The 26515-nt window shown below is 65.5% G+C and carries 24 protein-coding genes; 8 read left to right on the top strand and 16 right to left on the bottom strand.

The genetic code is table 11. From position 1 onward, the window contains the following. Positions 1–12 precede the first annotated feature (12 nt). Positions 13–204, bottom strand: a complete 192-nt coding sequence (locus tag H6955_03995) for a hypothetical protein (GenBank protein ID MCP5312692.1) — start codon at positions 202–204, stop codon at positions 13–15. A 286-nt stretch (positions 205–490) separates the two neighbouring features. Between H6955_03995 and H6955_04000 the strand changes: the two genes are divergently transcribed. Together H6955_04000 and H6955_04005 are read left to right on the top strand one after the other, a co-directional pair. After that, positions 491–1771, top strand: a complete 1281-nt coding sequence (locus tag H6955_04000) for a PQQ-dependent sugar dehydrogenase (GenBank protein ID MCP5312693.1) — start codon at positions 491–493, stop codon at positions 1769–1771. Between the two features lie 116 nt (positions 1772–1887). Next, positions 1888–2226 carry a cytochrome c gene (locus H6955_04005; protein MCP5312694.1) on the top strand — a complete coding sequence of 113 codons (339 nt, stop codon included), beginning with the start codon at positions 1888–1890 and terminating at the stop codon, positions 2224–2226. Positions 2227–2282: 56 nt separating this feature from the next. Here H6955_04005 and H6955_04010 read toward each other — a convergent pair whose 3' ends face one another. From H6955_04010 to H6955_04035, 6 genes are all read right to left on the bottom strand, one after another. Next, on the bottom strand, positions 2283–2783 hold the full coding sequence (locus H6955_04010) for a hypothetical protein (GenBank protein ID MCP5312695.1): 501 nt from the start codon (positions 2781–2783) through the stop codon (positions 2283–2285). Between the two features lie 130 nt (positions 2784–2913). Then, positions 2914–5070: an MtrB/PioB family decaheme-associated outer membrane protein gene (locus H6955_04015; GenBank protein MCP5312696.1), complete on the bottom strand. Its 2157-nt coding sequence runs from the start codon at positions 5068–5070 to the stop codon at positions 2914–2916. 20 nt (positions 5071–5090) lie between these two features. Beyond that, entirely contained in the window at positions 5091–6113 is a 1023-nt protein-coding gene (locus H6955_04020; GenBank protein MCP5312697.1) for a DmsE family decaheme c-type cytochrome, read from the bottom strand. Positions 6114–6506: 393 nt separating this feature from the next. Then, on the bottom strand, positions 6507–7946 hold the full coding sequence (gene sbcB, locus H6955_04025) for an exodeoxyribonuclease I (protein MCP5312698.1): 1440 nt from the start codon (positions 7944–7946) through the stop codon (positions 6507–6509). Beyond that, complete coding sequence (tsaB, locus tag H6955_04030; GenBank protein MCP5312699.1) at positions 7943–8620, bottom strand: tRNA (adenosine(37)-N6)-threonylcarbamoyltransferase complex dimerization subunit type 1 TsaB; 678 nt, start codon at positions 8618–8620, stop codon at positions 7943–7945. Before tsaB ends, sbcB begins: the two co-directional genes overlap by 4 nt. A gap of 5 nt (positions 8621–8625) precedes the next feature. Continuing rightward, positions 8626–9600, bottom strand: coding sequence for a quinone oxidoreductase (locus H6955_04035; protein MCP5312700.1), 975 nt, complete (start codon positions 9598–9600; stop codon positions 8626–8628). 182 nt (positions 9601–9782) lie between these two features. On the opposite strand from H6955_04035, the gene H6955_04040 reads away from it, so the two are divergent. After that, positions 9783–10724, top strand: coding sequence for a sulfur oxygenase reductase (locus H6955_04040; protein MCP5312701.1), 942 nt, complete (start codon positions 9783–9785; stop codon positions 10722–10724). A gap of 25 nt (positions 10725–10749) precedes the next feature. On the opposite strand, the gene H6955_04045 is transcribed toward H6955_04040, so the two are convergent. The 8 genes from H6955_04045 to H6955_04080 form a co-directional block, all read right to left on the bottom strand. Further along, positions 10750–11736 (bottom strand): GGDEF domain-containing protein, encoded by a 987-nt coding sequence (locus H6955_04045; GenBank protein MCP5312702.1) that lies wholly within the window; start codon positions 11734–11736, stop codon positions 10750–10752. 88 nt (positions 11737–11824) lie between these two features. Continuing rightward, a complete protein-coding gene (locus tag H6955_04050) occupies positions 11825–12661 on the bottom strand; it encodes a 23S rRNA (adenine(2030)-N(6))-methyltransferase RlmJ (GenBank protein ID MCP5312703.1) in 837 nt (278 codons plus the stop codon). Between the two features lie 127 nt (positions 12662–12788). Next, positions 12789–14696 (bottom strand): ATP-dependent DNA helicase, encoded by a 1908-nt coding sequence (locus tag H6955_04055; GenBank protein MCP5312704.1) that lies wholly within the window; start codon positions 14694–14696, stop codon positions 12789–12791. Positions 14697–14720: 24 nt separating this feature from the next. Further along, positions 14721–15224: a hypothetical protein gene (locus H6955_04060; protein MCP5312705.1), complete on the bottom strand. Its 504-nt coding sequence runs from the start codon at positions 15222–15224 to the stop codon at positions 14721–14723. A 94-nt stretch (positions 15225–15318) separates the two neighbouring features. Then, positions 15319–15864, bottom strand: a complete 546-nt coding sequence (locus tag H6955_04065) for a tetratricopeptide repeat protein (protein ID MCP5312706.1) — start codon at positions 15862–15864, stop codon at positions 15319–15321. A gap of 25 nt (positions 15865–15889) precedes the next feature. Beyond that, positions 15890–18226, bottom strand: a complete 2337-nt coding sequence (mrcB, locus tag H6955_04070) for a penicillin-binding protein 1B (GenBank protein MCP5312707.1) — start codon at positions 18224–18226, stop codon at positions 15890–15892. Between the two features lie 199 nt (positions 18227–18425). Beyond that, entirely contained in the window at positions 18426–19046 is a 621-nt protein-coding gene (locus H6955_04075) for a class GN sortase (GenBank protein MCP5312708.1), read from the bottom strand. Then, positions 19043–21091 carry a marine proteobacterial sortase target protein gene (locus H6955_04080; GenBank protein ID MCP5312709.1) on the bottom strand — a complete coding sequence of 683 codons (2049 nt, stop codon included), beginning with the start codon at positions 21089–21091 and terminating at the stop codon, positions 19043–19045. The genes H6955_04075 and H6955_04080 overlap by 4 nt, the downstream gene beginning before the upstream one ends. Positions 21092–21311: 220 nt before the next feature. Between H6955_04080 and pdsR the strand changes: the two genes are divergently transcribed. The 5 genes from pdsR to H6955_04105 all read left to right on the top strand — a co-directional run bounded on the left by pdsR (position 21312) and on the right by H6955_04105 (position 26025). Next, the gene (gene pdsR, locus H6955_04085) at positions 21312–22010 is read left to right on the top strand and encodes a proteobacterial dedicated sortase system response regulator (protein ID MCP5312710.1); all 699 of its coding nucleotides are present in this window, start codon (positions 21312–21314) and stop codon (positions 22008–22010) included. Between the two features lie 8 nt (positions 22011–22018). Continuing rightward, positions 22019–24070, top strand: a complete 2052-nt coding sequence (locus H6955_04090) for a hypothetical protein (protein ID MCP5312711.1) — start codon at positions 22019–22021, stop codon at positions 24068–24070. 107 nt (positions 24071–24177) lie between these two features. Further along, complete coding sequence (locus H6955_04095) at positions 24178–24663, top strand: hypothetical protein (GenBank protein ID MCP5312712.1); 486 nt, start codon at positions 24178–24180, stop codon at positions 24661–24663. A gap of 140 nt (positions 24664–24803) precedes the next feature. Continuing rightward, positions 24804–25718: a D-hexose-6-phosphate mutarotase gene (locus tag H6955_04100; GenBank protein ID MCP5312713.1), complete on the top strand. Its 915-nt coding sequence runs from the start codon at positions 24804–24806 to the stop codon at positions 25716–25718. Positions 25719–25785: 67 nt separating this feature from the next. Further along, positions 25786–26025 carry an acetyltransferase gene (locus H6955_04105; protein ID MCP5312714.1) on the top strand — a complete coding sequence of 80 codons (240 nt, stop codon included), beginning with the start codon at positions 25786–25788 and terminating at the stop codon, positions 26023–26025. Positions 26026–26126: 101 nt separating this feature from the next. On the opposite strand, the gene H6955_04110 is transcribed toward H6955_04105, so the two are convergent. Next, the gene (locus tag H6955_04110; GenBank protein MCP5312715.1) at positions 26127–26483 is read right to left on the bottom strand and encodes a hypothetical protein; all 357 of its coding nucleotides are present in this window, start codon (positions 26481–26483) and stop codon (positions 26127–26129) included. Between the last annotated feature and the right edge of the window lie 32 nt (positions 26484–26515).

The following is a 26515-nucleotide window of genomic DNA, read 5'->3' on the forward strand; positions in this document are numbered from 1 at the left end:
GCGGCTGCTAATTTACCCGATTTCGGCCCCGATGTTGCGACAATGTGTCTCGCACACGCGCAACAGGGCGAACACGGCCGGGCCGGCAGGCGGGAACGACAGCCACAGGTGGCGGGGATGGTCGGTCCAGGCGTGGCGGCGCAACCCATCGGCCACCTCGCCGCCCCGGGCCGGATCGAACAGCGGGCCGAATGCGGGTCGCATCCATGCCGCACCGGGGCATACGTCGCGCGTCCAGTCATCGGCAACTGTGGTCGACGAAGACCGGCCCGCGCGCAAACGCGTCTCGCAACCGGTGGCAATGCGCGGCCAGCACCGCCGATCCAGTGCATCGCCATCGACGACAACTTCACGCCGCGGGACCACCTAGCCTCGCGCATGCGGTCTGCTACGCTTTGCTAGCGGCCCGTAAAACCCTGGAAAGCCCCGGCTCTATAACCACTACACAGGCGGGGGTGTTTCCTGACAACACGCGCAGTGAGGAGGGATTATGAGGAGTAGAAAAACGCTGGTGGCAGCGGCGGCCTGTGTGGCGCTGTCGTGCGCCACGGGTAACGGGTTCGCGAAGGGCGACGATCGCAACCTCGAAAGACTCGGGCAGTTCAAACGCACCGACTCGGCACCGATGCGAAGCGTCGAGCAGGGCGGCGCCTACGCGGCCAATATCGAAAAGACTCTGCAGAACATCCGGCTTCCGCCGGGCTTCAAGATCGAGTTGTTCGCACTAGCCCCCGATGCCCGCCATATGGCGGTCAGTCGCAACAAGGGCACCGTATGGATCGGAACGCGCAAGAATACCGTCTGGTCGGCGACCGATCGCGACATGGACAACGTGGCGGATACGGTCGAGGAATTCAGTCCGAGCGTGAAGTTCGATATCCCCAATGGCGTCTGTTATTCGGACGATGGCTTCCTGTTCATCGCCGAGCGAAACCGGGTGATGATGTTTCCGGCGGCCGAGTTCTTCATGGAAGGTTCGGACACGGTGGCGATACCCATCGTCAAGCAGGGCGAACTCATCCCCTACGACGAGGAATCGTACAACCACACCGCACGGGTGTGTGCGATCGGCCCCGACAACAAGCTGTACATCAGCCTGGGACAACCACACAACGTGGCGCCCCCGGACAAGCTGGAGTTGTATGCCAAGTGGGGTATCGGCGGCATCATCCGCATGAATCGGGATGGCACCGAACGCGAGGTCATCGCGACCGGCGTTCGCAACTCGGTGGGGCACGCATTCAATCCGCAGGACGGCAGCCTGTGGTTCACGGACAACCAGGTCGACGGTATGGGTGACGAGATACCGCCGGGTGAGTTGAACAGGATGCCCGAGGTGGGGATGTGGTTTGGCCATCCCTACTACGGCGGTGGGGATGTGCGGACCGACGAGTACAAGGACCAGGAGATCCCGGCCGACCTGGCGGCACGATACGTCAAACCGCAGGTCGAGATGATCGCCCACGCGGCCGACCTGGGCATGATGTTCTATACCGGCAACAAGTTTCCGGCCAAATACAAGAACGCGATCTTCAGCGCCCAGCATGGCTCGTGGAATGCCACCAAACCACGCGGCGCCCGGGTGATGGTCACCTACCTCGACGACCAGGGCAACGCCGCGCAGACCGAACCCTTCGCCGAGGGCTGGCTGACCGACGACGGCTACTACCTGGGTCGACCGGTCGACGTCAAGCAGTACATCGATGGCTCAATCCTTGTCTCCGACGACAAGGCCGGTGCCGTGTACCGGATCTCCTACCAGGGCGAATAGCCGTAGGGCACAAGACGGGCCGGCAAACGCCGGCCCGTTTCCGGCCACACCCGAGCACCGGCGACACGCATCGCTGCTCCGGTGGTGACGTACAGCTTGAAGAAAGGCGTTGATCGATGAACCACTTCCCCGGATGGCCGGCGCTGACGATGCTCGTCGGCCTGATTTCCATCTCCGGCAGCCTGTTTGCCGGTGATATCGCGGCCGGCAAGGCCAAGGCCGAGATGGTGTGCCAGACGTGTCACGGGCTCGATGGCCGCGGTACCCAGGCAATGGTCGCCAACATCGGCGGCCAGCAGAAACAGTACCTCATCAAACAGCTCAACGATTTCCGCGACGGCAGACGCGAGCATCCACAGATGAGCCTGATCGCGAAGATGCTGAGCGATACCGATATCGACAATGTGACCGAATGGTACGCAGGTGTCGTGGCGAGCTTCACGATCCCGGAGTAACGGTCCAGCGCCACGCCCGATGCGTCTACGGGCGCGCCTTCGGCCGACGATGCACCTTACTCGATCGTGAAACGCAGTTCGTAGACGGGTGCGCCGGAGACGATTTTCTTCAGCGTGATACGACGACCCGCGTCGGTCCATTCGCCGGCGGTTGCGGCGAGAATCGCCGACTCGATCTCGCCGGGAAGGCCGCGTTGCAGCGCCGCTTGCATCAACGAATCGGCGTGCTCGACCAGCGACCGATGAGCGCGCTGCACCGCCTCGCGGGAATTCACAATCAGTTCGAGACGCAGGCTGGTCACCCGGTCCTGGTCGCCTCGAGCCACGAACCGGATGCTGTTGTTGACCAAGCCACCGCCGATCAGGACCTTGCGCTGGCTGTGGCAGGCATAGGCACTGCCGGTCTGTCGGTAACCGTCGCGCGCCTTCAGCCCCTGTGTGTCGAGATAGTCGCACGCCACCGCCGGCGCACCCAGCCCGTCCGCCGAGGCCGTACCTCCGGCGAGTGTCAGCAACAGACCCGTGAATACCGCGGCCCGGAATGACGCACCCTGCATCGCGCAGCCCTCCCTGTGTCGAACGACCCGTTACCGCGTGCCGCCTTCGGTCGGCGGCACGCGCTGCGTTTCATTCTCCCTCGCCGGAGCCGACAGGGGAACCCCGCCGGCTGCCGATTGCGGAACCGACTCAGAACTTGTAACGGTAACTCACCCCGACAAAGGTCGCCGTTTGTTTTGGATCCTGGATCACCATGGTGCCGTCGGCACTGGTACCGTAGACGAACGGAGAGCCGTCGCTGAACTGCCAGGACCAGTCGTCGGTGTCCCAGATCTCATGGATCAGATCGAAGCGCACTGTCGAGTTTTTCTCCAACGCGTACTCGGCAAACAGGTTGAACTTGGTTGCCTTGCTCTCGATATCCTCCAATGGAGAGACACCGTCCGGGTAGCCGGTATCCGGATCGCCGTTCTCGCCGACCGCGATCACCTGGTCGTCGTACTTGCTGACGGTGCGCGTCCATTGCAGGTCCGCACCGACCTTCAGCCTGCTTGTAGCCTGACCGACCAGGCCGAGTCCGATCGACAAGCCGGTGTCCTTGAGGTCGCTCGAGCGATCGATCTCGTGGTCCTCCGAGCGCCTGTCCCAGCGACCGTTGAACTGCGAGGCCTTGGTCTCGTCGTACGACACCCATCCGTTGAGGTGCCAATCGCTGTTGATCACGAAGTCGGCATCCAACGAGTACAAGCGTGCGCTGCCGTCGATCAATCCGTAGGGATTCGATCCGGGCCCATAGTCGTCCTGCGAGTCCTCGACGTTGAACTGCAGACCGAAATTGGCGGTCGGCATCCAGTCGAGGGTCAGGCGCCATTTGTCACGTTCGCGATCGGCGATGTTGATCGGGTTGATACCCCCCTCCGAATGGATCGCGTCGGAGTAAGAAGACCCGTCGCGGTCGCTGCGCAGGTATGCCAGTGAGCCGTTCAGTGTCTCCGATAGGGACTTGCGCAGCTGCAACCGGTAGGTGGTCTCGTCGACCTCCGAGCGGAACGGCACATAGCGTTCGTCGTCGCGCCCGTCGCCGTCGAGATCGCTGCCGTAGGGCACGGTACGGTCCTGGTTCTTGTACTCGACACCACCGACCACGCTGTAGCCGAGCGGCAGCCGGTAGGTACCCTCGACGCTGCCACTGGTCGTCTCGTAGTCGAGCGGCGTCGAATGCACCTGGGTGTCGGTACAGGTTGGATCGGGACTGCAGATGATGATCGCGTCCGGCGTCCTCTCGTCGACCTTGTGATACCGGAGATTGGCATTGAGGCTCAGATTCTGCAGCGGATGCGCACTGAATCCGAGGAAGGCCTGCGTGGTGTTGATCTCGCCGTCGAGATGGCTCGGTGCCACCGAAGCGGCCAGCCCGGCGATGTCTGCGGTCGGCAGGTCCTCGTCCTGCGTCGCATGGGTATACGAGACACGGAACGTCGCCCGCGTGGTCGGGGTGAAGTTGTAGCCACCGTTCAGAAACAACTGGTGCGCCTGGTTGTCGAGCGGCAGCGACAGGTAGTACGCGGAATCGGGATCGTCGCCGCGCAGCGTCGTAACCAGGTTGTTGTGGTTGTCGTACATGCTGCCGTAGTAGCCGCCGTTCAGCTGCAGATCCTCACCTGCATAATCGAGCAACGCCTCCCACTGGCGGATGGTGCTGTCGATCGGTTCGACCGCGAATTCCGCCTGTCCGCCGCGACCCCAGGGACATTCACCGTCCTTGTCCTCGTTTTTGAAACTGAACTTGAAGTTCAGTTTGGGCGCGATGTAGTAGTACCCGTCCAGGCCGGTGCCGGTACGCTCGGTCTTGAGTGTCTTGTCGGAGCCGCTACCGGGGACGTAGGCGGCGGGGTCGGCATCCGGGTCGGCGCTGGCCGGTACGGATTGATTTACCTTGCCGAAGCCGCTCATCCCGGTGTTGACGGTAAAGGGCGTGACATGCGGGATCTGTTCGAACTCCAGCCCGGCACCCCAGTGCCCCTGGCGTTCGTAGCGCAGCTCGCCATCCCGATTGCTTATGCCGCCGTCGCGTATCCTGCCGGTCATCCAGGTGCCGGTCGCGTCGTCGCGCTTGTTCACGTCGGCGTCCAGCAGCAGGATGGTGTCGTCGCCGAGCAGATCGTCATAGATGCCGAACTGTTCGCGCTCCCCGCTCCAGTGACCGACACCGAGCGAGATATTGCTTGACGGCTTGGTCAACGCGATCAGATCGTCGTCGTCCGCGGCGACCGCGTTGGCTGCATAGAGCGATGCCAGCGCTGCAGCGAGGGTGGTCAGGGTGAAATTGTGATGCATGTTGTTCATGTCCGCATTCTCCCTGGTGATCAACGACGGAAACGTCCGGCGGTCGCACTGTTCTGCGTGCTGTTGCCGCCGTGGATGTTCGTATGGCAGTTCAGACAGCCGCGCGCGATGGTCCCCACGCTGGAGGTGCTGGTCGTGCGGCCGCCTGGGAGACCCGGCAGCTGACCCGGGTGGCTGGTATGGCTGTGACACTCCTGACACAGATACGGCGGTCGGTACTTCAGCAGATTGGCGACGATGGTCCCATGCGCGTTGTGACAGATCGTGCAGTCCTCGGTGACCGGCTGATGGTTGTGCACGAAGGGTCCGCGTTTCTCCATGTGGCAGGTGTAACAGGTCTCGTTGACGCTATCCCGCTTGAGCTGCTTCGGGCCGGCTGAGCCGTGCGGGTTGTGACAGTCCGAACAACCCATCTGCCCTTCCAGCACCGGATGGTGCGACGGCCGGTGCAACTGTGCCCGCTGTTCCTTGTGGCAGTTGAAACACACTTCGGTTTGGTCGCGCTGCTCACGCACGCGGTCGTGATCGGTATGTACCTGGTGGCAGTTGGTGCAGGCGACGTCGCGCGTCGCATGGGTGCTGTTGCTCCAGAACAGCTGGGCGCCTCCCTGATGGCAGTTCAGGCAGGCCCGGTTGCGCTCGGCGACCGGCGTGAGGCCATAGCCGAGTTCACCCTCGACGCGCTCGAGATGCGGTACCGCCGAACGCATGTCGCGGTAGGTGATGTCGGGTTTCGGTCGATCCTTGTCGGACCCCTTGCGTGCATGCTCCTCGCTCTCGCCATGGCAGCTGGTGCAACCGGGTGTCCGCGCATCGGCGGTGACACCGTGGCGTGTCTTGCCAATCGCCAGTACAGGGTATTCCTCACTCTCGTCGTGGCACTTGGTGCATACCGCATCGCCTATCAGCACCATGTCTTTCGCTGCCAACTGCCTTGCCGGCACATCGGCCGCACTCGAGGCACCCGGTAGTCCGGCCAGGCACCAGACAAGCGTCACCACAGCCCACCACCGCCAGTTCTCCGCGATGCGAGAGTCGTTCATAGAGATTCCCCTTTTGCGTAAGTGACAGCCAGCCGACCGCCTGTGACCGTATTCGGGTCGCCGGACGATCGACACAGGTCGACGTCCAACAACCGTCACACGGCCGCCGCGCTTCTCAAAGATCTACGAAAACTGTCGGAGCCGCCCCGGACGGGCGCCTTTCGCATCCGGGCGGATGCGCTCCCCTTTTCCTTATTTCGTTATCCGGGTGTCTGATCGCACCCTTTACCGCACGCCGTGCGGATCCTGAGACCCGACGGCGACTTTGGAATACATCTAGACGGCCGGGCCATCCAATGCCAGTCAACGACCCTACTTCACGAAGGCGTATTCGCTGTTAACTGATCTGGATCAAGTTTGATAGGCCCCAGCACCCCAGGTTGTGGGCGGGGTTCACAGGCCCAGTTCGGTCGGCCAGTCGATCAGCGCATCGACCACGGCGCGTTGGTGTTCGCTCAGCGACAGGTCGACCGCCAGGCGCGACAGCTGGCGTCGGTAGTCGCCCAGGGTGATCGAGCCGCCCGCGTCGGGTTCCGTCAGCCGGGCCCGGCGGAACTCCTCCCAGCGTGCCCGCTCGTCGCGGTTCAGGGTCTGCGGCCAGTTGCGCGCCCGATAGCGGAATAGCAGTTCGTGCAACTTGGGTGCCTCGAATGCCGGCTGCAAGGCCGCCAGATCCTCGGGGGAGCTTGCCCGCACCTGGTCGCAACGGCGGCGGTCGGCGTCCGACAGAAAACCGCCGTACAGATCGCGGTCCGGATCTGTCTGCGGTGGGAACCGGTCGGCGTCGGCGAACACCTCGGCGAGCTTCTCGGCCAGCCCCCGGGCATTGCGCAATACCTGCAGATGCGCCTGCTCGGCCACCGCGTCCATCTGCCAGCATTCGCGCGCCGCCTCGGTCAGGGTCGCCATCGGCGCGATCACCGGACTGCGGTTGAGGTGCACGACCTTCAGCGGGATGCGCCCCTCGCCTTCCGCGAGGTCGGCGGTGGCGGTATACAGGCGCGCGCGGATCTCGTCCGCGGAAAGCGCCAGCAGCGGCCCCGGATCGGCGCGCAGATCGTAGACGATCACGCCGTTGCGGTTGGTCGGGTGCATCGCCAATGGCACCACGGTGGCGATACAGCCAAGCACCGCCGGGTAACGGGCCGAGACATGCAGTACCGGCTGGGCCGCGCGTACGTTCAGCTGTGCAGCGAGTTTGCGCTTGTCGCGGTTGTGGAACGCGAAGTCGAACAGGCGCGGCTGGCGTTCGCGGACCAGGCGCGCCAGTGCGATGGTCGCGCGCACGTCGATCAGGGCGTCGTGGGCGCCGGCGTGCTCGATGCCATTGGCCGCCGTCAGTTCCTCGAGACGGAAACTGGTGACGCCGGGCTCGCGTTCCGGCCACTCGATCCCTTCCGGGCGCAGCGCACGGGTCAGGCGCACGACGTCGATCAGGTCCCAGCGCGAATTGCCGTTCTGCCACTCACGCGCGTAGGGATCGAAGAAATTTCGATACAGGCCATAGCGCGTGACCTCGTCATCGAAGCGCATCGAGTTATAACCCAGCGCGCAGGTGCCGGGGCGAGCCAGTTCATCGTGGATGAAGCGAAAGAAATCCGCCTCCGGGGCGCCTTTTTCACGCGCCAGCTGTGGCGTGATGCCGGTGATCAGGCAGGCCTCCGGCTGCGGCAGGAAATCGTCGGCCGGTCGCGCATAGACCACCAGGGGCTCGCCGATCGGATTGAAATCCATATCGGTGCGCAGACCGGCGAACTGCGCCGGCCGGTCGACGGCCGGTTGCGCACCCCAGGTCTCGTAGTCGTGCCAGTAATAACTGCTTGGCGGGCTCATGGCTTCGACCACGCGACCTCGTTGCGCAGATAGACCGGGACCGCCTGTTCGGCCGGTACCGCGGTGCCTTCGGCGAACATCGCCGCAGCCAGCCGCACTACGTCCCGGGCATGGATCCATCCACCCGCATCGTTCGTGGCGCAGGCGGGACAGCGCGCCTCCAGGATCGCGGCGTGGGCCACCCAGCCGCTGCCGGCCGCCTGCCAGTGATCGGCTTCGGGCACCGGCACCTGTGACGGCGCACACACGCATTCCTCGATCACCGGGCGCATGATCCCCTGCCCGTCGGCGCGGTAGGCGCCCCAATAGACCTCGCCCATGCGCGCGTCCAGCGCACTCAGCACGGCGGCCGCGCCGGTCGTCCGGGTCGCCCCCTGCGCCAGGGCCTGCAGGCTGGATACCGGCACGACCGGCAGGCCCGCACCGAACGCCGCACCCTGTGCGACCGCAGCCGCGATCCGCAGCCCGGTGAAGGCCCCTGGCCCGCGCGCGAAACCGAGCGCGTCGAGATCCACCAGGCGCAGCCCGGCATCCGCGAGCAGCGCATCCATCATCGGCAGGATCAGCTCGCTGTGTTGGCGCGGTGCGACTTCGAACCGTTCATACACCTCGGCACCGATCAACAGCGCTGCAGAACAGGCGTCCTCGGTCGTGTCGATCGCCATTACCCGCACAGGCGTCAGGGCAGCAGCACGGTCGAGCCGGTGGTGTTGCGCGCCTCGAGATCGCGGTGCGCCTGCGCCGTCTCGGCCAGTGGATAGGTCTGGTTGATCTGCACATGCAGCAGGCCGTCGGTGACGGCACCGAACAGCCGTTCGGCCCCCTCGTCGAGCAGTGCGCGGGTCGCAATATGGGTCGCCAGCGTCGGACGGGTGACGTACAGCGATCCCTTCGGTGCAAGGATCGCCGGGCTGAACGGTGCCACCGGTCCGGATGCGTTGCCGTAGCTCACCAGCACGCCAAAAGGTTGCAGGGCGTCCAGCGAGGCTTCGAAGGTCGCCTTGCCGACCGAGTCGTACACCGCGGCGACGCCGGCCCCGTCGGTCAACTCGCGGGTGCGCGCCGCGATGTCCTCTTCGCGGTACAGGATCACGTGATCGCAGCCGTTGGCCCGCGCCAGCTCGGCCTTGGCCTCGCTGCCGACACAGCCGATCACGGTCGCACCGAGGTGCTTGGCCCACTGGCACAGCAACAGTCCGACGCCGCCGGCCGCTGCGTAGACCAGGATGCCGTCTCCGGGCTTGACTGCATACGACCTGAACAACAGGTAGTGCGCGGTCAGGCCCTTGAGCATGATCGCCGCGGCCTGCCTTTCGCTGATCGTGTCGGGAAGTTTCACCAGCCGATCCGCGGCGATCAGGCGCGCCTCGGCATAGGCACCCTGGTTCATCGGGTAGGCGACGCGGTCCCCGACCGTGAATGCAGTAACGGCATCGCCGACCGCCTCGACCACGCCCGCCGCCTCCATGCCGAGCACCGCCGGCAGCGGTCCGGGTGGATACAGTCCCTGCCGCTGGTAGACATCGATGTAGTTCAATCCACACGCGGTCTGGCGCAGCAGCACCTGGTCCGGGCCCGGTTCGCCGACCGTGACCGCCTCCCAGCGCAGCACCTCCGGACCACCGGTCTCGTGAATACGGATCGCGTTCGTCATCGGCATCTCCGCGCGCACAAAGACCCGATTCTCGTTGTCCCAGGCGCGCAGTACAAGCCAGTCACCCCACGACCACAGAAATGCCACGGGCATTCGCGGACGAATTGCGGCAACCTTTGGCGCAATCCCTCGGTCACACGACGCGAGCCGATGCCGAAACGTCAGTAGGAGGACCACACCCGATGGATATCAAGGCCCTGTTCGATGCCGAGCCGCCATCCACGCTGTACGTCGCGATCAACCGCGTGCTGGTGCGTAACGATCCGAACCTGTTGCGGATGATGAAGGAGGCCAGCAGCAAGATGTGCCTCGCCACCGCATTGACGCCCGGGTTTCGCGGATTCGACCTGATGCGTCAACGCGGGACCTGCCCGATGGGCATGCGCTGGGCGGCGAGTTCCGATATGTCGACCGAGCTGTCACATGTCTGGATCGACCAGTTCACCTACTGGGAGTCCTGGCAGGCACACGAAGACTTCCACGAGACCTTCGAAGACGTGGTGGTCGAATCGTGCGCGAAGTGTGGCGGCATGTTGCTCGACGGTCCGGAGGAACCGGTCTACCGGATCGTGCGCAGCGAACTGCCGAAACTGATCTCGAAGAGCCAGATGATGAAACTGGGCTTCGAGAACGGCGGCGACACGCGCGGTTACGCGATGGACTCCGGGCAGACAGTCACGGTGATCGCGACCCACCACGTGCGCCCCGGCAAGGAGGCCGAGTTCGAGGAAGGGGAGATCCAGACCATGGAGATGCTCAAGCAGACCAGCGGTGTCATCGGCTACCAGATCCTCAAGCGCATCGGCCTGTCGACGCTCGGCAGCGGGCACGCCACGGTCGAATCGATCATGGAGGACCTCAAGGACAGTTCGGGCACCAAGCTCAAGCGCGCCGCCGAGGTCTGGGAGGGCTATTCGCTGCCGGCCGAATACCTGACGATGGTCGAGTTCGAGGACCTGCAATCGGCACAGGGCGGCATGCCACATGTCAACGTCAAACCCGAGATCCTGTTCGTTCACGGTACCAAGGTGCTCAACAACTGCCTAACAGTACCCACTGTACGGATCAGCGACAGCCTATTCCGCGAACACAGCTATCGCGAGGTGCTGCAGGGTCTGCGTTGAGCCACCGAAGCGGTCGACCGCGGGTTCAGAACAGGTCGATGCTGCCCGACTCTTCGGAAACCGCTTCATCGACATCGGCATGATCGACCACACGGTTGCGCCCCTTTGCCTTGGCGAAATACAGCGCGCGGTCGGCGCGGTCGACCAGCGTGGTGGGCAGCACGTCTCCGTCGCAGCTCACGTATCCGACGCTGACGGTGATGTGCCCGACGCCGGGAAACTCATACTGCTGCACGGCGCTACGGAAACGTTCGAGGATGGCCTGCGCCATTCCGGGGCGATGTGGCGACAGCAGCGCGACGAACTCCTCTCCACCAAAGCGAAACAGCATGTCCGTGTAGCGGAACGAACGCTCCATCAGGCGCGCAAAATGGATCAGCACCTCGTCGCCATACAGGTGACCGAAATTGTCGTTCACCCGCTTGAAATGATCGATATCGAGCACTGCGAGCGTGAGCGAAAGCGCCGGATCGCGCTTTGCGATCCGTTTCGCCAGATCGAACAGCTTGGCGAAGTTGTGACGATTCAGGAGTTTGGTCAGTGAATCGCGCTCGCGGCTGTCCATCAAGGTGATCAGATTGCCGTAGACCTCGACGAGCTGCATGATGCGCGCCCGCACCCAGGGGTCCATCGGAACATCGTCGATCGCGACCATCCGGGTCGGGCCGATATCGCTCTCGACCGGGATCATCAGGCGCCCGGTCTTGCTGACCTCGCAGTCCGCCGCGGTCGGTTGAAGACGGTGCAGCACGTCGGTCACGTCGGGCAGCGGCTGAACCTCTTCCGGCCGCCAGCCGGAATCGTCGAAGCGGCGGATGACGACCTCGCGCCGAAGATCGAACACATGCTCGGACTCGGAACGCCGATGCCCGTATATCTCCATCACCGAGACGTGCGCACCTTCGACCATGGCACCGATGCGACCGATCAGCGCGCGCGTCAACTCGATGCCGTCGCGCTGCCGGCTCAGCCCAAGGATGTTGCTCAACTGCAGGTAATCGTCGTCTTTCAAGCTGTACCCCGTCCGCTGGAGATAACGGCTGCGATCGTGCTTCCTTGAATCGGCCGCCCCGAAGCTGCAGGGCCAAGCTGCTGACAACTCAAGGAATTTTGTCGTCTAGCGTGAACCGCGCCGTACCGTCCTGGGCGAGATGCCGGGCCAGCTCAGGCAGGCCCGCACCCAGGATCCGCGGCAGTGTCCAGGGAGGGTTGACGACGAACAGGCCGCTTCCGTACATGCCCTCGCCGACGTCGCGGACCGCGAGTTCGCAGTGCAGCCAGGCGGCGAGCGGCAGCCGGCGCAGACGCTCGCTAAGCATCGCGACCTCGCGCCGCCGCAGCAGTGGGTACCAGACCAGAAAGGTCCCGGTCGCGAAGCGCCGCAGCGCCGCTCGCAGCGCTTCCTCGACGCGGTGGTAGTCGGCCTTCACCTCATAGGGCGGATCGATCAGTACGACCGCACGCCGTGTTGGCGGAGGCAAGAGCCCGGGCAACCCGGCAAAACCGTCCTCCGCGGCGATCACGACCTGGCGACCGCGCTCGCGAAACTGGGCCCGCAGCGCAGCGGCATCGTTGGGATGCATCTCGAACAGGCGCATCCGGTCCTGTGCGCGGATCAACGCGGCGGCCAACGCCGGCGAACCCGGATACCGCCGCAGGGCGCCGCCAGGGTTCATCCGGCGCACCAAGGCGACATAATCCGACAATTCGGGAGAGAGATCGGACAGGTCCCAAAGGGGACCGATGCCGGTACGGTATTCCGCGTTCAACGCGGCTTTGGGATCGTGCAGATCGTACCGACCGGCCCCGGCGTGCGTGTCGATATACCAGTACGGTGCGTCCTTGCGGTTGTAGTGACCTAGCACCGCGCACAGCACGTAGTGTTTCAGCACGTCGGCGTGGTTGCCGGCGTGGAAGGCGTGACGATAGCTCAACATACCCGGTCCCCGACCAACCCGAGTTCCGCGGAGGTTCGAACGCGCCGGGTGTGCATCGCCAGTCTACCAGTGGGGTCGGCCGCCGGATACGCCGTCGCGGCGCGTCGACCACCAACCCGGCAGCGACCTAGGCAAAGAACGCCAGCACCTCGTCGAGGTCGCGGGTGCGCGCAAACGGCGGCATCGCGTCGAGAAAGGTCTGACCGTAGCCCTTTTGCAGCAGACGCCGGTCACACACGACAAGTACGCCGCGATCGCTGACGTCACGGATCAGGCGACCGGCCCCCTGCTTCAGCGCGATCGCCGCCTGCGGTACCTGGTACTGCATGAACGGGTTGCCGCCGCGCCGGCGGATCGCATCCAACCGCGCCTGCAGCACCGGATCACCCGGCGAGGCAAACGGCAACTTGTCGATCAGCACCAGGGACAGCGCCTCGCCGCGGACATCGACACCCTCCCAGAAGCTCGCCGTGCCCATCAGCACCGCGTTGCCGTGCGCGACGAACTGCTGCAGCAGCTCGGTCTTCGGTGCACTGCCCTGCACCAGCAGCGGATACGAGATCCGGGGTTCGAGCAGATCGGCGGCCTCGCGCAGCGCCCGGTGGCTGGTGAACAGCAGAAACGCCCGCCCGCGGCTCGCCTCGAGCATCGGCACCGCCAGGTCGACGACCGCCGCGGTGTAACCCGGATCGCTCGGTGCCGGCATGCCGCGCGGGACGAACCACAATGCCTGGTGCGGATAATCGAACGGGCTGTCCCAGCGCTGCGTGACCGCGTCCTCGAGACCCAGTTGCCGCTGGAAATGCGCGAAGCTCTCACCGACCGCGAGGGTCGCCGAGGTGAACACCCAGGCCGCGGGATGACGCTGCATCTGCTGGTGGAACACCTCGGCGACGTCGAGCGGGGTGCTGTTCAGGCGCAGGCTCTGCTGGTAGGTCTCGAACCAGCGGATGTCTTCACTGCCCTCCTGCGGATGCAGCAGACCGTCGATCTGGCCGACCAGTGCGGTACAGCGCGTACGGCAGCTGTCGAGACCCTTACCGCGCCCGGCGATCACCTCGAGCATATCGCCGAGTTCGGCCAATTGTTCACGACACCGGGCGATCGACTGCTGGATCTCGGCATCGGCCTCGATCTCCTGCCAGGCGCCACGACGCATCTCGTGCCCGAACGCCAGTCGCAGGTCGCGCGCCGCCTTGGTCAAGGTGTCCAGTTTCTCGGGCAGCTTCGGCAGGTCTCCGGCCTCGCGCTGGTATTCGACCTGGGTGTCACGGGCGAGGTCGAGTATCTGCCGGGTGCTCAAGGTGCTGCCGAAGAAGCTGCTGGCGACCTCCGGCAACTGGTGCGCTTCGTCGATCACGAACGCATCCGCGCCGGGCAGGAGTTCACCGAAGCCATCACCCTTCAATGCGAAGTCGGCGCACAGCAGATGGTGATTGACCACCACGATGTCGGCCTCCTGGGCGCGTCGGCGCGCCTCGACCAGATGGCAGCGGCTCCATGCACTGCACTCCTGGCCGAGACAGTTGTCGGTGGTCGAGGTGACCAGCGGCCAGACGGTCGCGTCTTCCGGGACCTCGGCCAGTTCGGCGATATCGCCACGCCCGGTATGCACCGCCCAGTCGCGGACCTTGAGCAGCCAGCGCAGGTTGTCGCGACCGTGGCCACGCTGATCGAGCAACGCGCTTTCCATGCGATGGATGCACAGATAGTTCGCCCTGCCCTTGAGCAGCGCGACCTTTGCCGGGCTCGCCATGGTCTCGCGCAGGCGCGGCAGGTCACGCAGGAACAGTTGATCCTGGAGATTGCGTGTACCGGTGGAGATGATGACCTTCTGTCGCGCCAGCAACGCCGGCACCAGATACGCGAAGGTCTTGCCGGTCCCGGTACCGGCCTCGGCGATCAGGCGTGTGCCGTCTTCCAGTGCCGCTGCGACCGCCTCGGCCATCTGCAGCTGCTGGGCACGATACGCAAAACCGTCCACGCTGCGCGCCAGCATGCCGTCCGGGCCCAGGACGTCTGCGAGCTCCATCAACGCACCCCGTTGCAGGGTACCTGCTCAGCCGGCCTGATTGTCCCAGACCCCGTCGCTGCGCCCGTTGACCCGATCCCAGACCAGTTCGCCGATGATCTTGAAGCGTGCCACCGACATCGCGCCGCGTTTTGCGCGGCCGCTGCTCGACGCGTCGACGAACTCGGCCAGGTCCTCGCGCAGGGCTTCGTAGATCTCGTAGGGTTCGTAGTCTTCGTCCATCAGTACCAGCACCACCGAGTCCCAGTCCTGATTCATCTTGAGCTGACCGATGCGCTCGCCGCCCTTGTTCTCGTCGAAGATCGTGCGGCTCTTGATCTGCACGCGGCGTCCGGTCTCCGGGTCGACCGCATCCCACGCGGCCTCGGCGGCCTCCGGCTCCAGCCCGAGCAGGCGGATCGCGTCGTGTTCCGCGATCTCGTTGCTGATCCCCGGCAGCGGCTTGCCCATGGTGCGTCGATACTCGGCGGCGAGTTGGCGCGCCTGGGCGATCAGTTTGTCAGCGGCGTAGGGATTGCTCACGGCGGCCATGGGTTGCAGATGTTCCAGCGCAATTCTATACCGAAGCAGGAAGCCACTTCAGAAAACACGCGGACAGCCGGCCAAGCCCGGGCCGGCGCAACCGTCACTCGTAGCCGGCTGCGCGACGCTCCGCGTCACGCGCCCCGGCGCTGTCGCCGAGTGCCCGCCGCGCGGTGGCTATCAGTCGCCAGTTGCCGGCGAGCAGGGTGCGATCCTGGGGATGTGCCAGGGCATTCGACTTCGCGGCCAGCTGGGTGACCAGATCCGGCTTGCGTTGCGCCATCCGTACGCGCGCGAGTTCGTGCCACAGCGCCGCATCCTCGGGCGCAATGCGCAGCGCGCGTTCCAGACTGACCTGTGCACCATCCAGGTCGCCGGCATTGCGCTGATCGTCGGCCTTGCGCATCAGCACCTCGACCGCGCGCTTCGGCGTGGGTCTCGCATAGCGCGGTTGCGCCGGCGGTTGGTAGGCGGCGATCTGCGCACCGCCGTCCTGCACGACCGGCGGCGGCGCGACACCACGCTCTTCGACGGTCGCCGGCCGGTCCGAGCGACCGACGCCGGCGCAGGCCGTCAGCACCGTCACGAGCGCAACGAGAGCGCCGACCCGCCATGTCTGGTGAAGCCCCTGTCGAACACTGATCGTCATTGCAATTCCCCTGGTTGCATCACGGCTAGTCGAACAGGCCGCGCAGAAATCCACCGATCGTCTTGCGGGGTTCGCTGCAGGGTGCCCGTTCCGTTGGCTCGGAGCCGGCGATGTACGGAAACGCCGCTGCACCCTTGCACCCTTCGTTGGCGAGCCGCCCGGCGCCGTCCACCCAGTGGTATTCGATCCCACCGGGCGGACTCAATTTCAAGGAGCGGATGTCGATCCCACTCATCACGTCGGCCCATACCGGCAGTGCGCCCTGGGCACCGCTGAGACCGATCGGCTTGTTGTCGTCGCGGCCGACCCAGGCGACCGCGACCCGGTCCGCCGAGTAGCCGGCAAACCAGCTGTCGCGCAGGTCGTTGGTGGTGCCGGTCTTGCCGGCGACCTGGACCCCTTTGGGCAGCCGTCGTTGCAATGTCGCCGCGGTACCGGTTTCCGTGACCTCGACGAGGTTTCGCGTGAGCAGGAACACCGCGGCCGGGTCGGCCGCTTCGGTGACGGTCAGCGGATAACGCTGCAATGGCTGCTGCTGTGCATCCAGCACTGCGCGAATCGCCTTGAGCGGCGAACGGAAACCACCCGCGGCCAGACTCTGATAGACCTGAGTGACCTCGAGCGGTGACAGTGACAGCGCACCGAGCAGCAGCGACGGGAAGGCATCGATGTCGCGGGTGACGCCCAGTGCATGCAGCGTATCGATGACCCGGTCCAATCCCAACGCCAGCCCGAGGTTGACCGTCGCCAGGTTCAGCGAACGTGCCAACGCGTCGTGCAGCGCGACCTCGCCATAGGTCTGATGGTCGTAGTTCTGCGGCTGCCAGCGCTGCCCACCCGGGAGTTTCAGGTCGACCGGCTTGTCCTCGATCGAGGTGCTCAGGGTGTAACGCGTCGGCTGCGACAGCGCAGTGAGATAGACCGCCGGTTTGACCAGGGAGCCGATCGGGCGCACCGCATCGAGTGCGCGGTTGAAACCGGCGAGGTCCGCGTCGCGTCCGCCGACCAGTGCCTGCACCTCGCCGTTTTGCGCGCCGGCAACGACCAGCGCGCCCTGCAGGCTGTTCGCTTCGATGCCGCGCCGTTTCTCGATCCCGTCGAGGCGCTTGTCGAGTGCGTCCGCGGCCTGCTGCTGGACCCACGGATCGAGCGTCGTGAAGATCCGCAGGCCCTCGGATGTCAGGTCTTCCTCGCGATAGTCGCGACGCAGCTGCCGGCGCACCAGGTCGACGAATGCCGGCACGCGTTGTCCATGGGTCGCGCCGTGCTGCGTCACGCCAAGTGGGCGTTTTTTTGCCGCTTCCGCCTGCTGTGGCGTGACGAAGCCCTGCGCCTGCATCTGATCGATCACCAGGTTGCGGCGTTGCACGGCCCGTTCCGGGTGGCGGCGCGGGTTGTAATACGAGGCGCCCTTCACCAGGCCGACCAGCAACGCGGTCTCGTGCAGATCGAGTTCACGCAGTGGGCGGTTGAAGTAGAAATAGGCGCCCAGCCCGAAACCGTGGATCGCGCGATCGCCGTCCTGGCCGACGAAGATCTCGTTGGCGTAGGCCTCGAGGATCTCGTCCTTGCTGTAGCGTGCATCGACGATCAACGCCATCAACGCCTCGTTGATCTTGCGGACCAGCGAGCGCTCCGGTGTGAGGATGAAGTTCTTGACCAGCTGCTGGGTCAAGGTGCTGCCGCCCTGCACCGCGCGGCCGGCCTGCAGGTTTGCCCAGAGCGCGCGCGCGATGCCGCGGAGGTCGACGCCATGGTGCTCGAAGAAACGCCGGTCTTCGACTGCCAGCAGGGCGTCGACGAGGTGAGCGGGCAGCTCGGCACGCTGCACCAGCACCCGATCCTCGTTGTGCGCCGGGTAGATACTGCCGACCAGCGCCGATTCGAGGCGCATCAGGTCGACCTCACGGCGATCGCCGACCCGCCGGATGTCCTTGATCCCGCCGGTTCCGGCACGCACCACCACGCTGGTACTGGGTTCGGCGCCATCCCAGAACGCGAAATCGCGCGTGTGGATCGTGAATCGCCCGCCCTTCTCCGCCCACTGCGCCGGTCCGGAGACCTCGCCGACGCGGCGATAACCGAGAAACCGCAGTTCCGCCTCGAGCTGCGCCGCCGAGACGTCGGCGCCGGCATACAGCTCCAGCGGGCGCGCAAAGATCTGCGCCGGCACCGCCCAGCGCTTGCCCTCGAATTTGACGCGCACGGTCTTGGCGAGATACAGGGTGTAGGCACCGCCGACCAGGATCAGCAGCATCAGCAGCGCGGCCACGACCTTCCACGCCGTGCGTCCTCGTGCGCCGGCGGAGCGGCGCCTCGGCTTCGCCCTGGACTTGCGTTTACGTTGCTTGCTTGCGGCCATGCCTCGCCCGAAATCCGACCGTCGCAGAAAACCACCCGCCCACGACGGGGACACAGGATCGCCGATCTGTACAGGCAACCACCGGAGATGGATCGCAGAATCGCGAATTTTCGGTCGCCGGCAGGATGCTTCACGGCGGCGACCGTGCCGCAGGTCGATGCGGCAGGGCGGTCGGATCGGACAATCGCGGCGGATTGTATCAGGACGCCGCGCGCGGCACCCGATCCCCGGTCGCGCCGGTGCCGACCTCCGGACCGAACGGCACGGCGGTCACCACGTAGCGCCACGGGGTACCCGGGACCAGGGCGTCGAACGGGTAGCAGGTCAACAGCTGCAATCGGTCGCCGCCCAGCGGGTCCAGCAGCGCGACTTCGGACTCATGGTGCACGGCGCGGCGCACCACCACGTACCGATGCAGCGTGCCCCGGTCGGTCTCGAGCAGCACGCTGTCGCCGTCGCGCAGGTCGGCCAGCCACCGGAAATGGGTGTCGCGATGGGCGCTGATCGCGACATTGCCATGGGTCCCGGGCGCCGCGCTGCCACGCACGTGTCCCGGACCGAATGCCAGGGTCCTGGCGCTGGCGTCGTCGAGCACGATCTGCGCGATCCCCAGGCGCGGTTGTCGCAGGCGCGCCAGCGGCGCGAGATCGGCCCAGGGCCAGGGCCGGACCGGTCCACCGCTGCGCACGCGCTGCTCCCAGGCGTGTTCCAGCAATTGCTGCGCCACCCAGGCCTTGGCCGGGATATAGAGTCCCTGCGCGACCAGACCCAGGCCGACCAGCGCGACCACCAGCGCGGCACGCCGCCGCACCCGTTTCACCGCCGCCGTCCCGCCAGCAGTCGCGCGAAAAGCAGGGCCAAGGTTCCCAGCAACAGTGCCAGCGGCGCCGGCGTCGCGGTCCCCGGCATCTGTCCGAACACCGCCTCGGCGGACCAGCCGGCGGGCAGGCGGACCGGCAGTGCCGCCGATGCCAGATCGGTGGTCTCCGGCCGGCTTGGTGTGCGGTCGACCGCGACCAGACTGGTGTAGCGGCTCACCAGGCGGTGGTCGAGGGCCAGTTGCAGTACCGCCGCGCGCACCTGCTCCGGCGCCTCGCCGAGCACGCCGCGCGCCAACCAGTCGTCTATCAGACGGCGTGCCCAGAGCGCATGCACGCCACTGCTGTCCGCGCGTTCGGCTGCTGCCGGCAGGACCACCGTGTGCCGCCAGGGCTGCGCGCCCAGCCGCCCGGCGACCTCGACACGCCGCGACAGGGTCGTGGCCCGGAGCGCGACGACCAGCGGCTCGCCGGCGTACAGATCGGGCAAGGGGTCCGGGGTCTGGACCGGTTCGGCCGCCAACTGCGGATCGGCCCAACGCAGCCCTACGTCGGTCAGCACCGGTGCCGCCAACTGCCGGAACAGGGTGTCGACCTGTCGCTCGACCTCCCGGGTGCTGCCGATGTAGGTGAAGGTCCCGCGGCCGAACGCGGCGGCCTTGCGCATGAACAAGGCATTCGGCGCCGACCCGATCCCAACCGTGAACAGGCGACTGGCGCCGAGGTCCGCGGACACCGCGCCGAACAGCGCCTGTTCGTTGCCCACCGCCCCATCGGTGATGAACACCACCTGGCGCAGCAGACCGCTGGGGCTCGGGTCGCGCAGGGCGCGGCGCATCGCCGGCAGCATCTCGGTACCGCCATCGGCCTGCAGACTGCGGGCGTAGTCGAGCCCGCGCGCCAGGTGGGCAGGATCGGCCGGCACGGCATCGGCGAACAGCGCGTCGACGCGGTCGTTGAACTGGATGATGTTGAACCGGTCGCCCGGCCGCAGGCGGCGCAGCGCGCTGCGTAACGCGGCGCGCGCCTGGGCAATGGATTCGCCGTGCATCGAACCCGAGGTGTCGACCACCAGAATGAGTTCGCGCGCGACCTCGACCGGCGGCACATCGGCCCGTGGCGGCAACAGCATCAGCAAGGCGTACTCCTGCCCCTCCCAAGTCTCGGTGAACAGTGCGGCGCTCGGCTGTTCGCCGAGCACCGGACGCCAGCGCAGCACGAAGTCGCGTTCAGCCGGCACGACACCCTCCGCGAGCCGAACCCGGTAACGCCGCGGTGCCGGCTGTTCCACGACGATCGGGTGATAGGGGCTGTCGATACCGCGCAACGCCAGTCCCGCATCCAGCTCCACGCGCAGTGTCAAGCCGTTGAAGCCCGACGGTGCATTGTCCACCACCGGTGGCGTGATCAACGAGGCATCGGCGACCTGGTCGGTATCCGGCGACCAGCCTGTCACAGGTTCCGGCCGTTCACGGTCCATGGCTTCGCCAGGGATGTATCGCGGTGCAACGACCGTCGGAAAGCGCAGCGAGAACTCGCCCTCGGACCAGTGCACCGCCTGCTGGTACTCGATTGCGATCTCGACCGTCTCGCCGGGCGGGATGTTCGCCACTGACGTGGTGAAGACATTGCTGCGTTGCTGGTCGAGCAAGCCGGCGCCACGGCCGCTCTGGCGCGCCTGCTGGTAGGTGCGTCGCGCCTGTGCGCGTTCCTGGATCTCGCCCTCGATCACGCGACCCGCATACCGCATCTGCAGACGGTCGACCGCCGCGTCTTCGGGCAGGGGGAACACATAGACGCCCTCGACCCAGCGCGCACCCGCGTTGCGAAACCGCTGCACCACCCTGACCCGGGAGACCATGCCGCTGACCGTCATCGACACCGCAGTACCGAGCTGCGGCGCCTGTTCGACTTCGGTCCGATCGGCCCCATACAGTCGCAGACCGTATGCGTCCTGTTCGGCATGCGCGCCAGCCGTGAGCCAAGGCGCCAACAGCAGGCAGGAAAGGACGCCGAACAGGCGTCTCCGAAGAATCAGCGGCGACATGCAACCTCCTCGCGGGTATCAGTGCGACAGTTGGTCCAGCGCGCCGTCCATGGCCGAAACGACCTCCTGGTCTGCGCCGGTACTGCGACTGATTCAAGTCGTGCAGAGAGGACGGGCGGGTGCACAATCCGGGCGATCCACCGACAGAATGTGGCGACAATCGGGCAGCGGCGTTTTTGCAGTTACACTGTACGGAAGCAGTGACTGTGGACTGAGCCCGATGGTGCGCAAGATTGCGATCGTCGAAGACGAACCGGCGATCCGGGAGAACTACGCCGATCTGTTTCGTCGCCAGGGGTACCGCGTGGAGACCTACTGCGACCGCACCAGTGCGGCGATCGCATTGCAGCGCAGACTGCCGGATCTGGCAGTGCTCGACATCGGTCTCGGAGATGAGTTCGATGCCGGTTTCGAGTTGTGCCGCCAGCTGCGCGGCCTGTCCGCCACACTGCCGATCATCTTTCTCACCGCGCGCGACAGCGACATCGACGTGGTCGCCGGGCTGCGCGTCGGCGCCGACGACTACGTGACCAAGGACGTCAGCCTGCACCAGCTGAGCGCGCGTGTCAGCGCACTGTTCCGCCGGGTCGATGCCGCCTCGCGTCAGGAAGACGTCGACGCACAACGCATCGAATTTCGCGAGCTGGTGCTGCTGCCGGAACAGATGCGGGTGAGCTGGCAGACGCACCCGGTCGACCTGACCGTGACCGAGCTATGGATACTGCACGCGCTGGTGCGCCACCCGGGTCACGTGAAGAGCCGTGAGCAACTGATGGATGCCGCGGATACCTTTGTCGACCTGGGCACCATCACCTCGCACATCAAGCGCATCCGACGCAAGTTCCAGCAGGTCGATCCGCAATTCGACGCCATCGAGGCCGTGTATGGTGCGGGCTATCGCTGGCGGACTGCGGACTGAGCATCGCCGTGTCGCGACCACGCTTCTGGCACCGTGTGCGTTTCAAGCTTCTGCTGGTGTCGCTGACACTGCTCGGGATTCCCTGGGCCGGTTACCGGTTCATCGAAGAGACCGAACATTTCCTGCGCGACGCACAGGATCAGGCGCTGCAGACCACGGCCAGTTCGGTGGCCAACGCGATGCATGGTTACGAGCAGGCGTTCCACGGCGTTGCGCGACCGGGATCGGTGCTCACCTTCCGCAACCTGTTCCTGCATGCACTCGACGAGCCACCGCAGCTGGACGGGTACCGGGACGAGTGGGCGCGATACGCTGAAAACTTCAGCGTGTTGCAGTCGGTCGACGATTCACTCGAGGCCCGCATCTTCATCGGTCATCACGATCGCTATCTCTACCTACTGCTCGGTGTGCGTGATCCGCAGGTGGACTATGGCGCACAAGGGGATGCCGTCGACCTCGCGTTCACCGATGCCAGTGGCGAACTGCAACGCTACCGCATCCAGCCTCAGGCGCCCGGATGGGTGTCCGCGCAACGGGTCGACGACGCCGACGCCACCCCGGACGCCACCGACAACAGCGGCCTGATCCGCGGTGAATGGCAGAATGACACTCTGGGCTATACCGTGGAATTGCGCCTGCCGCGCGAGAAGATCGGCAATCGGCTGTCGCTGCGCCTGTTCGACAGTGCCAGTCGCCAGGTACTGGCAAGCGGTCATATGTTTCCGGCGCAGGCGCTCGGGCTCATCGTCGAACGCTCCGCACAGCTCGAGCAGGTCCTGCAATCGGTGACGCCGCCGGCAACCCGCGTCTGGGTGACCGATCATCAGGGACTGGTGCTCGCGCGCACCGGACGGCTGGACGCCTCCGCACCTTTCAGTGCCGACCAGCGGCGTCTGCCCTGGTTCGTGGAAGAACTGATTCTCGCTGTACTGCCGCACGATGCCGATACGGTGGGCGATCTCGGCGACGACCAGACCCAGTTGTTCCAGCGGCCGGTGGTCGACGCGTTGAGCGGCCGCCCGGCGAGCCTGCGCCGCCAGCCACGCCACGGCAAGGCCGTCGTGGTCAGTGCCGCGGTCCCGATCCGCAGCAGCGCCGGCGTGGAAGGTGCGGTGCTGGTGGAACAGACGACCAATGCGATCCTGTCGATCCAGAACCTGGCGCTGCAACGCCTGTTCGGCGTCACCCTGCTGTTCTTCGCGGTGACCAGTCTCGGCCTGCTGGCGTTCGCCAGTCTGCTCGCATCGCGCATCACCCGGCTGCGTGACCGCGTCGAGGCCGCGGTCAGTCATGACGGGCGCATCGTGGGGCGGCTCGACGATGACAACTCACGCGACGAGATCGGAGATCTCGGGCGCAGCTTCGCCAGCGTGCTCGACCGCCTGCACGACTACAACCACTATCTGGAGGCGATGGCCTCGCGCCTGGCGCATGAACTACGCACGCCATTGGCGGTCGTGCGCAGTTCGTTGGACAACGCGGAACAGACCCGTGACGACGACCGTGCGCGTTACATCGCGCGTGCACGTGACGGCGCACATCGTCTCGAGCAGATCCTGATGCGCCTGCGCGAGGCCACGGGACTCGAACAGGCGATGCGCCATGCAGAGCCGGTCGCTTTCGACCTCGCCGGACTGCTGCGGCTGCAGACCGACGGGTTGCGCACCACCCACCCGGACGTCGCCCTCACGCTGCGCGGCGCCGAACAGGCGATTGCATTCACCGGCGTGCCCGACATGATCGGCCAGGCACTCGACAAACTGATCAGCAACGCAGTCGACTTCCACATCCCCGGCACACCGGTGCACATCGACTGCGAGGTGCATGCAAACGAGGTGGAATTGACGGTCAGCAACCAGGGGCCGGCAATGCCCGAGGGCGTCGACGTCTTCCAGTCGATGTTTTCGGGACGTGCCGGGCGACAGGAAACACCGCACCTGGGCCTGGGTCTCTACCTGGTTCGCCTCATCTGTGAGTTCCACCGCGGCGACGTGGAGGCCATCGCGCTCGACTCGCCCCAGGGCGTCGCGGTGCGCATGCGTCTGCCGCGTTCTGTTTGATTGCCGGTGCGACGTCGACCATTCAGCGGACGTTCATTGTCACCCACCTAGCATTCTCCTCAACGGTCGCACAGGCGTCCGCAACCACAGCAAATGGAGAAACGACAATGAACCACAAACGCAACACTCTCATCGCGCTGGCCATTGCCGCGATCGGCCTGTCCGGTGCCACCCAGGCGCATCAGCAGCGCGACACCTGGCACAAATCCGACGCTGTTTGCCACGACGGTCGGCACCAGTATCGCGACGGTCATCGCAACACCGATCGGCACAGCTTCGCGTGCAAGGTCGACAGGCGGCAGGCAAACCAGGAACGGCGTATCCGCGCCGGACTGCACAAGGGTGACCTGACCCGCGGCGAGGCGCGCAAACTGCGTCGGGAGCAGGACAAGATCGAACGCATGGAAGCACGCTACACGGCCGACGGTCATCTGTCGAAGAAGGAACGCATCCGGATCGATCGCGCGCTCGACCGGGCCAGCGAGCGGATCTACGCCGCGCGCCACAATGACTGGGAGCGCTCCGAGCGGCACGCGCCTCGCCGGCACGACGGTGACCGTGTGTCGTTTTTCATCGACTACAGGGACCGTTAAGCGCTGCCGATCTTCGGCACTCGCATGAGTGCTCCGCCTGTCACCGTGCGTCCGCCCGGTGGCGGGCGGGTTCCGGCACACCGGCGGCCCGGGGCGGGTTAAGATCGCCTCACCCCGGTCTACGCTGGAATCCCTGCCCGATGGATATCGCCGCACTCAATACACGCTTCGGCGCGCCTGGAGAGATCACGTTTGCCGCAGGCCAAGGCGGCCTGCCGGTCGTCCGCATCCGCAATCGTTCAGCGGAGGCCCTGGTGTCATTGTACGGCGGCCAGGTGCTTGCTTTTCGCAGTGCGGAGGCACAGGCCGACCTGCTCTTCCTCAGTGAACGGGCACATTACCAGGCCGGAAAGGCGATCAAGGGCGGGATCCCGATATGCTGGCCCTGGTTCGGCGACGACCCCGAGGGTCGCGGACGCGGCGCCCATGGTTTCGCACGCAACAGGCTGTGGTCGGTCGTCGACGTCCGGCAGCTGGAAAGCGGCGAGACGCGGTTGGACCTGCGCCTGACGGGCGATGCGGACAGTCGCCCACTCTGGTCGCACGACTTCGAACTCGAACTGCGCATCACGGTGGGCCCTTCCCTGGCGCTGCTGCTGGTGACACGTAACACCGGCGCGCAGCCGTTTATCGTCACCCAGGCCCTGCATACCTACTTCGCGGTCGGCGACATCGATCAGGTCTCGGTTCACGGACTCGACGGACAGCACTTCCTCGACAAGGTGCGGGGGTTTGCGCGTGCGCAGCAATCCGGACCGGTGCGGTTCGACCGCGAGGTCGATCGGATCTATCTGCAGACCGCCGGTCCGCTGCAGATCGACGACGCCTCGCTGCAACGTCGGATCCTAATAGAGGCACTGGGCAGTCAGACCGCGGTCGTGTGGAATCCTTGGCAGGCGGTCGCGCGCGCTTCGGCCGACCTCGCCGACGACGCCTACCGGCACTTCGTGTGTGTCGAGACCGCGAATGCCGCGGACGATGCGATCGAGGTCACGGCCGGTGGTGAGCACCAAATTGGCGCACGTTATGCAATCGCCCCGATCGCGTATGGTTGAAAACACGTCGGCCTGACACATACTCCCATTTGGAGCTGTCGAACCCACCGCCTGCCGGAGACCTGACGTGCTGTTGAAAGAACGCAAGACGGATGAACTGGTCGAAGTGATCGACTCCGAGGCATTGTTCGATCCTTTCAAGACACAACTGAAGGGACGCTACAACGCCGGCGAGGAACTGCCCGAACCGCGCATGTTCGACAAAGCGGATCTGGTGTTCTGTTCCAACGAGTCACTGCCACGTTGCTGGATGGACCCGGAGTACCGCAAGGCCGAAATGATACGCCGCAGCGGTACCGACGGTTAGCCGGCGCGCACGAGCCGCACAGCCTCAGCCGGGCTGGGTCCTGGGGCCCGCCCGGCCTGCGTCATCGGCGGCCGCGCACGGGATCGCATTTCCTCCGTCCGTCAACGGGTGCGCCAACCACAACCGCGTTGAGACATGCGCTGAGTGCGCCAATTCGTGAGTTCCTCACGACTGACCGAACCATTGTGATCGGCGTCGATCAGATCGAAACCCGGTGCATTCACCATGTTCCGCATCGGGTAACCGCGCTGGCTCCGATAGTCGAAGCGCTCGCGGTGCACCTGCGCGTGTTCATCTGCGGTCACGATACCGTCACCGTTCAGATCCAGCACTTCGAACGGCAACGGTCCAAGTTGCAGATAGGCCTCTTCCCGCTCTTCGCCCTGCTGGCTCGCTGAGGCGGAACCCAGCAGCAACAGCAGGCTCGCGGTGGTCGTCATCAGTGTGCGTGTAAGCATGATGGCATTCCTCTCACCTTTGGCCCTTGGCC

Source organism: Chromatiaceae bacterium (assembly GCA_024235395.1).
Taxonomy (GTDB): Bacteria; Pseudomonadota; Gammaproteobacteria; order Chromatiales; family Chromatiaceae; genus Thiosocius.